Genomic DNA, 14,003 nt, shown 5'->3' with positions numbered 1-14,003 from the left:
TATAAACTTATGTCCCTCGTCAAACAATAAAAGAGCTTATTTAAACGATAGGGGTGCACTCCATTGCCAAAACAAAAACACAAAGGCATGACGATTTTTGCAATTGGTTCAATCCCGATGATTTTAGTCTTAGGAAACTCCATGTTAATCCCAATCCTCCCGAAAATGAAATCGGAGCTAGATATTTCTCAATTTCAGGTAAGTTTGGTTATTTCGGTGTTTTCGATTGCAGCAGCAATTTCGATTCCGGTATTAGGGTATTTTTCCGATCGTTTTTCAAGGAAAGCGGTCATCATCCCTTCCCTCATTTTATATGGTATCGGCGGGCTTTTAGCAGGTGCTTCAGCAGCGTGGTTTGGCAGCTCCTATACTTGGATTCTTGCCGGCAGGGTCATGCAAGGAATAGGCGCAGCGGGAACAGCACCAATTGCCATGGCGTTAACAGGAGATTTATTTAAGGGCGGAGAACAAAGTAAGGTATTAGGGTTAGTAGAAGCATCAAACGGTTTTGGCAAAGTGATTAGTCCAATCATCGGCTCGTTATTGGCCCTCATTTTCTGGTACGCGGCCTTCTTTGCCTTTCCGATTTTCTGTTTCTTATCCGTGTTATTAACCATTTTTTTTATCAAGGAAAAGAAAACAAAAAAAGAGCCGCCGCCAGTTGGAAAATATGTAAAAGGCCTTGTTTCCGTTTTTAAGACTGAAGGACGCTGGCTTTTTGCCGCTTACTTGACAGGAGCGGTATGCTTATTTACTTTGTTTGGCATTTTATTTTACATTTCAGATATTCTTGAAAAGGACTATCAAATTGATGGAATATTAAAGGGGGCCATCTTGGCCATCCCACTTTTATTTATGACCACAACCTCTTACATCACTGGAAGTAAAATCGGCAAGAAAATGAAGCTGATGAAAGCACTGATTATTATTGGACTTCTCTTGATGACCGGCTCATTTGCATCGTTAATTTTCTTTAAAAAGCTGGTTCCGTTTTTTTCTGTACTTGTTATAAGCAGTATCGGAACAGGGCTTGTGCTGCCTTGCATTAACAGCTTTATTACCGGCTCAGTTCCGGCAGACAGGAGAGGATTCGTCACCTCCTTATATGGCTCCGTCCGTTTCTTAGGCGTTGCCATTGGGCCGCCCATCTTTAGTAAATTAATGGATTGGTCTCGGTCCGGAATGTTTTTAACGACGGCCGGTTTAACCCTCATTTGCGCTTTACTATGTATGGTTCTGATTCATGTGGCGAAAAAAGAGTCTTCGAAGGAAAAGGAAAATGATACGCTATTTGAAAAATTGCAGTTTACGTAAGGGAGCTGGAAACAGTGCAAATATATTTTTCACCTGAAGTCATTACTCCTCATTTTCAGGTCCTAAATGTTGTCGATTCCACCAATAAAGCAGTCGGCAATGTTGCCTTCTTGTTTGATGAGAAAAAACTGTTCGTATATGGAATTTTGGAAGAGGAGGGGGCCGGACTCGACTTTAAGGATCTTGTTACCCCTTATATCAAAGGGATGACAAAAGCAAAACCAGGGCTGGATATCTTCTCTTGTCTATATGTTGGCTGTAAAAAAATCAAATTGAATGAAGAAGAAGAAGAAAAATAAAAAAATTCCCAATGAGGACTTATGTCCTCTTTTTTATTTGAAGAAATGGGCTGACAAGGCGTATAACTACTTCATATTTTATTGATGAAATATAGATTAGAGAAATTGGAGTGTATGCCTAATGAGTGTCGGCATCATTATCATGGGGCTTTTCATTGGCTTTATGGTCGGACTAACCGGGGTTGGCGGTGCTGCCTTGTTAACACCAATCCTCATTTTATTGGGAATCAGTCCTTCGATTGCAGTTGGTACAGACTTGTTTTATAACTCCATTACAAAACTATTCGGTTCAATCCAGCATTGGCGGCAAAAAACCATTAATCTAAAACTCGTAAAGTACCTCGCCATCGGCAGCATTCCCAGCGCCCTTTTCGCAGTTGGTCTGCTTCATTTATTTGATTCCTTCTTCCATAACCAGGAGCAGATTATCAAGCATGCCCTTGGATATGTACTTATCTTAGTAGCAGCAGCCACCCTGTTTAAAACATTTATGAAGAAGAAATTAGAGTGGAACCCTATGCAGCTAAAACCTCTGGAGGAAAAAAGGGCTCTAACCATCACAATTGGAGCGGTATTAGGCTTTATAGTCGGATTAACTTCAATTGGTTCCGGATCATTATTTGCCATAGCGATGCTTTACTTGTACAGGATGGGTTCGTCGGAACTGGTTGGAACAGATATAGCCCATGCATTTTTGTTAGTTACCGCAGCGGGTTTTATGCACGCCGGAATCGGCAATGTCGATTATTTATTAACACTGAATCTGTTATTAGGCTCCATCCCTGGGGTTTTAATTGGAAGTACATTATCATCAAAGTTTCCTGCAAAACCACTAAGAACGATCATGGCTATAATGATTTTATTCAGTGGGATCAAATTAATCTAACAACAAGTTGTATCCCATAAAGAAACACGGTGTTTATACCGTGTTTCTTTTCTCTTCAAGACGTATTAGCTGGGTTATTTTCTTTCTTTTTAAGAACCGTTCTTTTCAAAAAAAGAAATAAAATAACAATGGATCCTTCCAAAAAAATCCCAATTGAATTCCAGGCATAAAAGGAAAAATGGATATGTTCCATACTGTTTTTAAACAATAGAATCGATAAATACCCGAGTGTGAACGCAATCGGCAGAAGAAATTTATTTGTATTGGATTTATAGAAATAACTAAAACAAAAATTAATCACATACATTAGAAATGATACCTTGCAGAAGAAAACCGGAATCCATACTGACACAATGACTAAATCCAGCCGGTCAAGAAAATCAGTTAAGTTGATTTGCTGGACAAGTACATAGGTTGGATAGGCTGCCTCCCGGACAATTTTTGTTCCTAAAACCGAGATGTTTAAAATAAGAACAATAAAAAACAGAAACACACCCAAAGCCGTACCGGATATTACTGCTTTTCTAGCTGCTTTTAACGGGTTCACATTTGCGATAATCAGAATGAAAAAAAACAGTTCCCCTATCCAGGAGAAGGATATAAAAACAGATTTCGTTAATGCTTTAACTGAGCGCAGTCCTGGGAGCGGCTGCAAATTTCCCGCATCCAGTTCGTTTAGCAAAAGAAATGGCAGGAAAAGGACCACAATGATGAAAATAAAAAAATGGATCGCATTAATTCTTGCAATGACCTCTATTCCAGCCATGCTGATATAAATGATGACCAAGGTCGATAGAACCATTAACATATTAATAGGGGTGTTTGGCAACAGTACGGATGCCACAAAATCAACAAGCGCCCGTAAATCACGTACAAAAACAAATAGAGCTAAAAAGAAAAATAAAATGATGATCCCTTTTTCCAATAGGCTCCCTTTCTTCCCGATGGCAAAGAGATGTTCAAATCGTTCCGCCTTCCCTTTCTTTCCAAAAATCAGATAAATGATCAATATAAAAAATGGAAATGAAAGAATCGGGACAAGCCAAGCGTTCTGCCGTCCCGTATGAACGATAATTTGCGGCAGGCTGATTACTGCTGCACTCATAATAAAGTTTGCGATTAGAAAGATTAACTGAAGATTGGAGATTTTTTCCCTCATATGTTCACAACCATTCTTGACAGCCTTCCAAATGAATCATTTAAAAATATGGTAACACTATTTAATGAAAGATGCAGACCCGTCAAAACAGTGCATCCGACAGTTAAAATAATGAACAGGAACACCCATTTACGCTCTTTTTTATCAATAATTTTCGCCTTAAAAATAATCACAACATAAATGGCAACAGATAACCAAACAATCGCTATATCCATATGTTAGTTCCTTTCCACATTCCCGGTATTCGTCGTTCTTTGAATATCGGCGTCCACCTTAACCGTTACCTTTAAAGAGGGAAGCATCGATTTCCAATTCTGCTTCCACTCATGCTCCCATTTTTGATGATGACGTTTAAATAAAAACCATCCGAATCCATAAATATCTATACCTTGTGTATGAGCACGTTTCAATATTGAATGGATATCATTCTTTATTTTCTCTTCCATATTATCAATAATTTTGTTATAGGTTGCTGGGTCTTCGATACGTAAATTTGCTTCATTTTCCACCAGATGCCCTGTTATCCTGACGGAAACGGTAAATTCAGGCTTCCCATTCACTATTTTTAAGTTTGGTCGGACACTATTTTCGTTAATATGAACTGTCATTTCCTTATTTTTCGAAACGGAAAAAGAATAACTTTTCTTTTTCATCCGTTCGAGCAGCCATAAGATGCCGTGGGATTCCCTTTTACTTGTAAAGAAGGAAAGCTTGTCAGCCTTAAACACAGCAAAGCTGTCCATTAGTACCTCTTTTCCATCGCTTTCCTTTTTTAATGTCCCAGTTGGTTCAACCATCGGAATGATCAGCGACTTTCCTTGCCGGTCTAAATTTTGCAGGACATCCATCACGGTCAAGTTCGCACCTGCTTTGGCCATTTCCCGCATCGCTTCAGCGGACGATAGTTCCATTCGCGGCTGGGCTTTTAACATTTTAACAGCCTCTCCTTTTGAAACAATTAAAAAAGTTGATAATCTTGACTGAGGCTGGGTAAAAACAGCATTAAGAATTTCCCTTATTCCTTCTTTTGCCTGATCCTCACCAATTACCAAGACCCTGCGGTGAGCAAAATAAAGCTCTCTTGATAATCTTGCCTGGATGTCCTCAACACCTTCCCTGATGTTTCGACCAGTCCCGGTTGCGATAAGAAAAGGCCCTTCACCGCTAGTCCCGCCTCCTCCCCCGCTCGAACCTGTTCCGCCTAAAGAGCTTGGCAAAGGTACCTGCACAGTAAAACGGTATTGCTGCTTCGGACCCTTATCAACTCCTGTTGCCACAACAAATGCCAAATCGTTTATTTCCGTTCGATCCCAACAGCCCGTTAATGGTATGAGAAGGAACAGGATCAATAATAAAATCCGGGCCTTCTTCATGAGGGACTCCCTTCTTCGCCAGCCTTTGGAGGGCTAGGCATTAAATGATCAGCTTGTCTGATATTATCCTCTTTTACTAACTGATTTGGTCTCTCGTTCATTGCCCACCATGGGACCCTGATTAAGGTATCCTTTAGAGCTTTAAATGACATTGGGGCGATAGGCCAAAAATATGGAATCCCAAACGATCGTAATTTGCATAAATGTGTCAAAATAATCAGGAATCCCAATACTACACCAAACAGTCCAAACATACCGCCTAGAATCATCAGTGGAAAGCGGAGCATCCGTACGGAAATGGACATATTGTACCTTGGAATTGTGAATGATGCGATGCCGGTAAGCGCAATCATAATAACCGTTGGTGCGGAAACTATACCGGCTTCTACGGCCGCCTGTCCAATAACCAGAGCACCAAGAATCCCTACTGCCTGTCCGACAATTTGCGGAAGTCGTATTCCCGCTTCCCGCAATGCTTCAAACGCCAATTCCATAATCAGTGCTTCTACAAACATGGGAAACGGTATAGCTTCCCTGCTTGCGGCAATCGATAAAAGAAGCGAAGTGGGAATCATCTCCTGATGAAAGGTGGTTACAGCGACATATATACCCGGTAGTGTGATGGCAATAAACACGAAGGAAATTCTAAGCAACCTTAAAAAAATAAAAATATGAAACCGATCGTAATAATCTTCACTTGACTGAAAAAACTGCCAAAAGGTTGCCGGCAAAATTAATACAAAAGGTGTCCCGTCAACGATGATGGCAATTCTGCCCTCGAGGAGGTTAGCAGCCACTGTATCAGGTCTCTCGGTGTTTTGGATTTGGGGAAACATGCTCCAGGCGCTGTCCTCAATGAACTCTTCAATATAGCCGCTTTCTAATATCCCATCAATTTTTATTCGCTCAACCCTTGAGAGGACTTCTTCCACCAATTCCGGGGGCGCCAAACCTTCCACATACAAAATGGCTAAGTTCGTTTGGGTTTCTTCTCCGACGTCTTTTGAAAGAATTTTTAATCGATTGGAGCGGATCTTATGGCGGACCAGAGCCGTGTTTACCCTTAATATTTCGGTAAACCCTTCACGCGGTCCACGGACGGCGGATTCGGTAGTGGGCTCTGAAACCCCTCTTCGTACTCCCCCTTTAGCATCGAAAATAATCGCCTTCGTCAGCCCATCAACCAATAGTACGGTATTGGCTTTCAATACGTTGCTAACCACTTCATCCAATTTGATTGTTTCTGATACAGAACTGATCGAAATAACTCTTTCTGTCAAAAACTCTGCTGTAATCCGGTTTACTTCATTTTCTTCGATTAGTTGTTTTAACCCATGAAGTTCAATGGATTTCGTATCTACAAAGCCATCTACAAACAGCAAACAGGCATGGACGTTGCCAGCAATCAACGGACGGAAGACAACATCAGTACAATCCTGAAACAGTTCTTTTAAGATCTCAATGTTGACCTGTAAGTCAGCCTGAATTTCCTTATGAGTCTCATCACTTGATAGTGATTTTTCTTTAGAGGATTTCAATTTTTTTAATTTCTTCATTGGAGTCCTCCGTGTCGAGAATTTTGGCCGTGGATATTTCAAAACCATTTTTAATATTACCCAGTAGTTGTAAATTATCCCTTTTGGTATTTTTAAAAACTTGTCCTTGTATACGGATTGCCTTCATATAATGAGAATGACTAACTGTTTTCAGGGGGTTACATATGTTTATTTTTATTGAAAAAGCAGTTTTGGCCATGGCGATGCTGAGGGTCTTGTCTGGCAGTATCGAAATATTTGCTGCTGTGCTGATGATAAAATTTAATTCAATTGAAAAAGCACTTATCGTAAATAGTTCACTTGCACTGGTCGGGCCAGTGATCCTCATATTGACAACCACCATTGGCGTTCTTGGAATGGCAGGTGGAGGATTATCGATTGTAAAAATATTGTGGATCTTTCTTGGGGTAAGCTGTATTTTAATTGGGGTGAAATGGTGACTAAAAAGGGAGATTACTGGCTGCTCTGCCGCTCCTTGATGAGTAAAAAATAACCTACTCACGTTTAAGAGTAGGTTATCCTGCTAATATTCCATCAGATTTCTCAGTAACTTTTATCCTTCTAATAAAAGAGAGTGAGGATCTTCCAATAATACTTTTACGGCTGCCAGGAAGCTGACAGCTTCTTTACCGTCGACAATTCGATGATCGTATGAAAGAGCAATATACATCATTGGTCGGTTTTCCATTCTTTCTTCATCGATCGCTACTGGCCTTGTTTGGATTTTATGCATGCCGAGAATACCCACTTGCGGGCTATTCAAAATCGGTGTGGACATTAATGAACCGAAAACTCCACCGTTTGTAATCGTAAATGTTCCGCCTTGCAAATCATTTAAAGTAAGGGCGTTATCACGAGCTTTTTTACCAAGAGTGCTGATTTCTTGCTCGATTTCGGCAAAGTTTTTCTGGTTGGCATTACGGACAACAGGTACAACCAAACCCTCTGGGGCGGCTACGGCAATTCCAATATCATAAAACTTTTTAAGAATCAATTCATCGCCTTGAATTTCAGCATTTAACAGTGGGAATTGCTTTAAGGCTGAAACCACGGCTTTTGTAAAGAACGACATAAACCCTAGTCGAACACCATGTTTTGCAAGGAATGCATCCTTCCGCTTATTGCGTAAATCCATAATTGCGGACATATCCACTTCATTAAAAGTAGTTAACATCGCTGCTGTATGCTGGACTTCCACTAAGCGCTTAGCGATTGTTTGACGGCGGCGAGACATTTTTACACGTTCTACTGGTTTATCAAACTCAACATCTATTTGTTGTGCTGGTGCCGGTTTTGGGCTTACCTTTTCCACTTTTGGTGTTTCCGGTACTGCCGGTGCTTGCGTATGTGCTTTTACATCATCCGGACGAATTCTGCCAAGCGGGTCACTGCTGTTTACTTGGTGTAAATCGATTCCCAACTCTCTTGCCAATTTTCTTGCCGCTGGTGAAGCAATCGGACGGGCAGCTATAGATAGTTCCGGCTCAGGCTGGCTGATTGGTTGATTGTTTGTTTCTTGTGCCGGCTTTTCCGGTGCTGCTGTCGGAGCAGCTCCCTCAGCTGCATTCTCTTCGATAATGGCAATTACATCGCCTACTTCTACTGTATCGCCAGGCTCTTTTAATAGCTTAGTGATAACCCCTGAGTCTTCGGCATTTAATTCAATATTCACTTTGTCCGTTTCTAACTCTACGATACTATTCCCCTTGGTGACTTTGTCTCCAATATTAATGAGCCATTGTGAAATGGTTCCTTCTGAAATGGATTCCGCGAGCTCTGGTACTTTGATTTCAATCATGTGTCAAATCCTCCTGAGTATTTTGTTAAGTCTCTTATCACATTTCAAATTTAGCGTGTGACGAACTTTTCCTCTTGTTTCTGTGTATCTACTAGACTCTCAGAATTTAATGCCTGTTGGACAATGCGTTCTTGTTCCATTTTATGAACGAGTGGATCTCCACCAGCCGTGCTTGAACGGTACTGACGTCCAATGTAGCCGACTGACAGTCTGCCAGATGCAAGTTCAAAAAGGGTTGGGGCAATATAATGCCACGCTCCCATATTCTTCGGTTCTTCCTGTACCCAAACAATTTCATTCAAGTTTGGATAACGCTTGATGATGGCTTCTATTTTTTCGTGTGGGAATGGATACAACTGCTCAATACGTACGATGTGTATCTCATCCAAGTTGCGATTTTCTTTACTTGAGTCGATTTCAACTGCCAAATCGATGGCCATCTTACCCGTTGTTAATACTAATCGTTTTACTTTATCTGTCGCTTTTCCGAGCTGCGGCTGTTCAATCACCGTTTGGAAACTGCCTTCGCTAAGAGCGGAAGCTTGAGAAGCGACCTGCGGGTGACGAAGCAGACTCTTTGGTGTCATTATCACTAATGGCCGAACAAATTCTGTTCCTAAAGTGGCTGCCTGACGGCGTAAAATATGAAAATATTGGGCCGCACTTGTCAGGTTGGCAACAGTCCAGTTGTTTTCCGCTGCCAATTGTAAGAAGCGTTCCAAACGAGCGCTGGAATGTTCAGGGCCTTGACCTTCATAACCGTGCGGCAGAAGCAGAGTAAGCCCTGATTTTTGCCCCCATTTTGCTCTTGCTGATGAAACAAATTGATCAAATAGGGGTTGTGCCGTGTTGGCAAAGTCGCCATACTGCGCTTCCCACATGACAAGCGTCTCAGGTGCAAATACGTTATAGCCATATTCATAACCTACTACTGCCGCTTCCGATAGCGGGCTATTATGAACCGCAAACGAAGCGCCTGCCTGCGGAAGATGATGCAGAGGTGAATACGTTTGGTTTGTTTCTGCATCATGAAGAACAATGTGCCGCTGCGCAAACGTTCCGCGCTCAGAGTCTTGACCCGTTAGACGGATTGGTGTGCCTTCTTGTAACATCGTCGCGAATGCCAGTACCTCTGCTACTGCCCATTCCACTTTTCCGTTCTCTTCCAATGCTGTTTCTCGGCGCTCAAGAATCCGTTTTAATTTTGGATAAACATGGAAACCTTCCGGCCATTTTAGCAATTCACGGTTTATTTCTTGAAGAGTGCCAAGCGGTACTTTTGTTTCCAGCGGTGGAATTCCTTTCGCTATAACACCCGGAACCGCTGCTTCCGCAGGTGGTTCACCCTGCTTATTCTCTGACGCTTTGTCATACTCAGTCTGCAATAGTTCCTGCACGCTAAGATCGATTTGTTCAACTTCCTGTTGATTTAGAGTTCCGTTATTTAACAGTTGAGTAGAATACAATGCTCTTACAGTTGAATGCTTGGCGATTTCTTTGTACACCTGTGGCTGGGTAACCGCAGGATCGTCCATTTCATTGTGGCCAAATCGGCGGTAACCGACTAAATCAATCACAAAATCCTTTTGGAAACGAACACGGTATTGATAAGCAAGGCGAACAGCTGCCAGACATGCTTCAGGATCATCTGCATTCACATGGACAATCGGAATCTCAAATCCTTTTGCTAAGTCACTGGAATATCGAGTTGAACGAGAGTCGTGGCTATCTGTCGTAAAACCGACCATGTTATTCGCAATAATATGGATGGTTCCTCCTGTTCGGTATCCTTTTAATCCACCTAAATTCAAAGTTTCGGCTACAATTCCCTGGCCCGGAAAGGCTGCATCGCCATGGACCAAAATCGCAAACGCTCTTTTAACATCCTGCTCCGGATAACCCGGTTTCTTTCGTTCCTCTTGGGCAGCCCTGGCAAAACCTTCGACTACCGGATTGACAAATTCAAGATGGCTTGGATTATTCGCCAAGGTAATACGAGTGCGAACGGTACCAGTGCCTTCAACGAATCGATTGCGTCCTAAATGGTATTTCACATCCCCTGTCCAGCCCTCGCTAATGTCGACTAAATCTGCTGACGGACCTTGTTGTTTGGCGTGGGAGTGCTGAAATTCAGAGAAAATCTTGCTGTATGGTTTTTTTAACACATGTGCGAGAACACTTAAACGTCCGCGATGCGCCATCCCAATTGCGACGTTGCGAACTCCTTCTTCAACACCTTCACGCACTGCTTCATCAAGCATTGGGACAAGCATGTCTACACCTTCAATGGAAAATCTTTTTTGACCAACAAAGGTTTTGTGTAAAAATTGTTCAAATCCCTCAACTTCTGTCAAACTCTTTAACAGGTTTGTTCGTTCTTCTTTAGATAAGGAGCGTTGTAAGGAACCCGTCTCCACCATCTCAGTCAGCCAAATTCGTTCCTCCGAATCACTAACATGCGTAAACTCGTATGCAAGGGATGATGTATAGCGTTCCATTAAACGGTTCATGGCATCAAATGCGGTTTCTACATCTTCCGGTGCCTCTTCCCAAACCAATTTAGCTGGTATCGCTTTCAAATCCTGTTCACTTATTCCATGTTTTACAGGATTGAACAACTCTTGACCCTTTCGATTCTCCTCCAAAGGATTTATGTTTGCTGCCAAATGGCCATTTGTACGAATGTTTTCAAGCAGTTTAGCCGCTTTCATTACTTTCTCTATACTTTCTGAAGGAAGAGCAGGTACATTTTCAACGGTTTCTTTTATTTGAATTGTTTCATAGGACAATGGTGAGCCCCATTTAATGAAAAGCTCTTTTAATTCTTGATCAACGGATTCTTCTCCGTTCGTGAACCGTTCATATTGTTCAATCACGTATCCAAGGTTTGGACCAATAAATTTTTTCCATGGATTTGGTTGGTTGTCCTTTACTCCCATTTACAATACCCCCATGATTCAGTTCTGATGTTTTATATTTAAATAGATAAATAGTAATAATTATCAATTGCCTATGGATAAGGATAATGTAATAATTGAAATAAATAAAATGCTAAAAAATTATATTTTATTATAAAAATTATTTATATCAGATAGATAGGTGGAACAATGGATTATCGTGATTGGGAAATATTGAAGGTGCTATACAATCAAAAAAATTTAACGAAAACAGCTCGTCTATTATTTCTGACTCAACCTGCATTAACGAGCCGATTAAAACATATGCAGGAAGAGCTGGGTGTTAAAATCGTAACTCGTGAAAGCCGGGGTGTACATTTTACCCCGCAGGGAGAATATCTGGTCCATTGTGCTGAGGAGGCACTAGCCCATTTTCAAAAAGTAAAAGAAAATGTCCAAAATATGAGTAATAACGAAAAGAATGAAGTGGCAGGTACATTGAAATTGGGGGTATCCAATTATTTCGCGAATAATGAACTTCCATATCTTTTGAAATTATTCAAAAATCAATATCCCCATGTGGAATTCAAAGTGATCACAGGATGGAGCAGAGACGTAACTCAGCTCATACACAATAAGGATGTTCATATCGGATTTGTTCGAGGGGACTATGGCTGGAGGGGGCTATCAATACATCAATTATTTGAGGAAACCATCTGTATCGCTTCCACGAAAAAGATTGATATAACGGATCTTCCACGTCTTCCAAGAATCGATTATCGAGGGGATTACCTCCTAAAATCAATAATTGATCATTGGTGGGCCGAAAATTATGCGGAAGCACCCTTTATTAGTATTGAAGTCGACCAAGTTGATACGTGTAGAGAAATGGTTATAAATGGGTTAGGATATGGTATTTTATCCAGCAGGGTACTTGACGGAATAGAAGACATTTACAAAATCCCATTAACAGATCAAGAAGGAAATCCTCTATTGCGAAGAACTTGGATGTACTATCATAAGGAATCACTGGAATGGAATGTTGTAAAAGCGTTCGTACATTTCATCGAAAATTTAGATTGGAAAAATCATTGATGATTAGATGTGCCAAATAAAAAGATTCAGACTAATTTGGTCTGAATCTTTTTATTTTATGGAGTTTGTTAAAACTGTCAGTGGCATATCCGTAAGCTCCGTAGCCATGTACCATGCCTATAAATAAAAAAACACTCAAACAGCTTGAGTGCCTATATGGTGCTTGCTTATTTAAATTTTGTCCAATCATACATTTTTTGTCTTTGTTTTCTAAGCCGTTCTTTCTTTTTACTTTCAACTTGTTTTTCTTGGATGAAATTCATGATGAAACCACAATCTTCACAAATGTAGGTAAATAAATTTGATTGCTCAGGAATGTTTTTTAATGGGTGTTCCTCTTCAGATTCCAGTAAGAACTTTAAATCAGCATCAGCAGTCTCATTAATTTTATAATTCTCATGGTACCTTTCATATTTCACCGCAATATATCCTTTTCGAAAGTGGATACCATTGCAAACAAGGCACTCAAGATCATTTGTTTTATTTTTCAATATCAACACCTCCAATAGAAATTTTATGAAGATGCCTTATTATTCAAGACCACATAACCAACCCCTAACCCCAAAAAATGATCATTTAGAAAAATAGTAAATACCTATGGCCGATTTGCCGGCGGTTTATCCGCTCCATCATACCATTCGAAATATTTAATGGAGAATTCCTTCCCCGATTTCACAAGTGCTTCTTTTATTGTTCGATCAAGATCAAAATCAGTTGTCTTTACCCCTAATGTGTCGATGTATATAGTTCTTTGCCAATCATCACTATGCAGATGCTGATTTCCCTGGACCTCGAGGATTGTTTCAACCAAATTCCACATGTAGGAAAATAAATTCTCAATTTCATGGCGCGGCGGTTCGGATTGATCCCGGAAAGCAGCAATTTCTCCGGCTGAATCCAAACGAAATCCAAGCGTTTCCTTATTAAAAACATAAGGATTTACGTTTTTCCCTATTTGGTTCAAGTAATTGTTATGCTTCTCATAGTATTCCGGGACGTTATAGTATTGCTCAACATACTTCATACGGTCAAAGAGCTTAATCGGATAGTTATCTAAAACACCGCCGTCCACATAAACATCACCGCGGCTATTTGTTTTGGCTGTGAAAAACAGCGGTATTGACATCGAAATGCGGACAGCATCTGCGATACACATCCTTGGCGTGTGTTCAAAGGAAAATACCTCTCCAAAATGGGTGGATAAATTGGTGCCTACAAAATATAGGTCACGAAATTGGTTTTTCTGCTTCAGGTTATTAACATCTTTAAAAGTGGCTTCACTATTATTGGTTTTTTCTTTAACAAGATTGGCAATCCAATTTCGAAAATAATCTCCCTTATACCAGCCATATTCATGAATCAATCGATTAGTATCTAAAACAAGCCCCCACGACTCATCCATGAAATTTCGAAAATTCATCTCGAGCAAGATTTTTTTTATTTCCGCTGTGGAAAAATTCAACCCTACAAGCAGGGCAATAATGGCACCCGCTGAGGTACCTCCCACCCTTTGAATATCCTTAAGGATCCCCTTTTCATTTAATACCTCCAAAGCCCCGACATATGCAATTCCCTTAACCCCTCCACCTTCAAATACTAGATTTTTAAAATGATACCCCATTATTC

13 protein-coding genes are annotated in these 14,003 nt (G+C 40.7%); 5 read left to right on the top strand and 8 right to left on the bottom strand.

Annotation, left to right across the window (positions count from 1 at the left end):
* The first annotated feature begins 87 nt into the window (after positions 1–87).
* The 3 genes from ACZ5B7_RS11475 (at position 88) to ACZ5B7_RS11465 (ending at position 2,499) form a co-directional block, all read left to right on the top strand.
* A complete protein-coding gene (locus ACZ5B7_RS11475; protein WP_423802601.1) occupies positions 88–1,314 on the top strand; it encodes an MFS transporter in 1,227 nt (408 codons plus the stop codon).
* A 14-nt stretch (positions 1,315–1,328) separates the two neighbouring features.
* Entirely contained in the window at positions 1,329–1,613 is a 285-nt protein-coding gene (locus ACZ5B7_RS11470; protein WP_423801949.1) for a hypothetical protein, read from the top strand.
* Between the two features lie 121 nt (positions 1,614–1,734).
* Positions 1,735–2,499 (top strand): sulfite exporter TauE/SafE family protein, encoded by a 765-nt coding sequence (locus ACZ5B7_RS11465; protein ID WP_464493824.1) that lies wholly within the window; start codon positions 1,735–1,737, stop codon positions 2,497–2,499.
* Positions 2,500–2,554: 55 nt separating this feature from the next.
* On the opposite strand, the gene ACZ5B7_RS11460 is transcribed toward ACZ5B7_RS11465, so the two are convergent.
* Genes ACZ5B7_RS11460 through ACZ5B7_RS11445 form a run of 4 tightly spaced genes read right to left on the bottom strand, consistent with a single transcriptional unit; the run spans position 2,555 to position 6,587 of the window.
* Positions 2,555–3,658, bottom strand: a complete 1,104-nt coding sequence (locus tag ACZ5B7_RS11460) for a GerAB/ArcD/ProY family transporter (RefSeq protein ID WP_464493823.1) — start codon at positions 3,656–3,658, stop codon at positions 2,555–2,557.
* Positions 3,655–3,873: a hypothetical protein gene (locus ACZ5B7_RS11455; protein ID WP_423801946.1), complete on the bottom strand. Its 219-nt coding sequence runs from the start codon at positions 3,871–3,873 to the stop codon at positions 3,655–3,657. The genes ACZ5B7_RS11460 and ACZ5B7_RS11455 overlap by 4 nt, the downstream gene beginning before the upstream one ends.
* Before the next feature lie 3 nt (positions 3,874–3,876).
* Positions 3,877–5,031, bottom strand: coding sequence for a Ger(x)C family spore germination protein (locus ACZ5B7_RS11450; protein ID WP_423801945.1), 1,155 nt, complete (start codon positions 5,029–5,031; stop codon positions 3,877–3,879).
* Positions 5,028–6,587 (bottom strand): spore germination protein, encoded by a 1,560-nt coding sequence (locus ACZ5B7_RS11445; protein ID WP_423801944.1) that lies wholly within the window; start codon positions 6,585–6,587, stop codon positions 5,028–5,030. The genes ACZ5B7_RS11450 and ACZ5B7_RS11445 overlap by 4 nt, the downstream gene beginning before the upstream one ends.
* A 164-nt stretch (positions 6,588–6,751) precedes the next feature.
* On the opposite strand from ACZ5B7_RS11445, the gene ACZ5B7_RS11440 reads away from it, so the two are divergent.
* The gene (locus ACZ5B7_RS11440; RefSeq protein ID WP_464493822.1) at positions 6,752–7,027 is read left to right on the top strand and encodes a YqhV family protein; all 276 of its coding nucleotides are present in this window, start codon (positions 6,752–6,754) and stop codon (positions 7,025–7,027) included.
* A 113-nt stretch (positions 7,028–7,140) separates the two neighbouring features.
* Here the strand turns inward: ACZ5B7_RS11440 and odhB are convergent, their stop codons facing one another.
* Both odhB and ACZ5B7_RS11430 read right to left on the bottom strand, forming a co-directional pair.
* Complete coding sequence (odhB, locus tag ACZ5B7_RS11435) at positions 7,141–8,385, bottom strand: 2-oxoglutarate dehydrogenase complex dihydrolipoyllysine-residue succinyltransferase (RefSeq protein WP_464493821.1); 1,245 nt, start codon at positions 8,383–8,385, stop codon at positions 7,141–7,143.
* 50 nt (positions 8,386–8,435) lie between these two features.
* Positions 8,436–11,324 carry a 2-oxoglutarate dehydrogenase E1 component gene (locus ACZ5B7_RS11430; protein WP_464493820.1) on the bottom strand — a complete coding sequence of 963 codons (2,889 nt, stop codon included), beginning with the start codon at positions 11,322–11,324 and terminating at the stop codon, positions 8,436–8,438.
* 168 nt (positions 11,325–11,492) lie between these two features.
* Here ACZ5B7_RS11430 and ACZ5B7_RS11425 point away from each other — a divergent pair, with 168 nt between their 5' ends.
* A complete protein-coding gene (locus ACZ5B7_RS11425; protein ID WP_464493819.1) occupies positions 11,493–12,377 on the top strand; it encodes a LysR family transcriptional regulator in 885 nt (294 codons plus the stop codon).
* 167 nt (positions 12,378–12,544) lie between these two features.
* On the opposite strand, the gene ACZ5B7_RS11420 is transcribed toward ACZ5B7_RS11425, so the two are convergent.
* Both ACZ5B7_RS11420 and ACZ5B7_RS11415 read right to left on the bottom strand, forming a co-directional pair.
* The gene (locus tag ACZ5B7_RS11420; RefSeq protein ID WP_464493818.1) at positions 12,545–12,868 is read right to left on the bottom strand and encodes a hypothetical protein; all 324 of its coding nucleotides are present in this window, start codon (positions 12,866–12,868) and stop codon (positions 12,545–12,547) included.
* A 104-nt stretch (positions 12,869–12,972) separates the two neighbouring features.
* Positions 12,973–13,998, bottom strand: coding sequence for a patatin-like phospholipase family protein (locus ACZ5B7_RS11415; protein ID WP_464493816.1), 1,026 nt, complete (start codon positions 13,996–13,998; stop codon positions 12,973–12,975).
* Between the last annotated feature and the right edge of the window lie 5 nt (positions 13,999–14,003).

The organism is Neobacillus sp. S1115 (assembly GCF_055385565.1).
The sequence above is the reverse complement of the archived record's forward strand: the minus strand, read 5'-3'. Positions and strand labels throughout refer to the sequence as shown.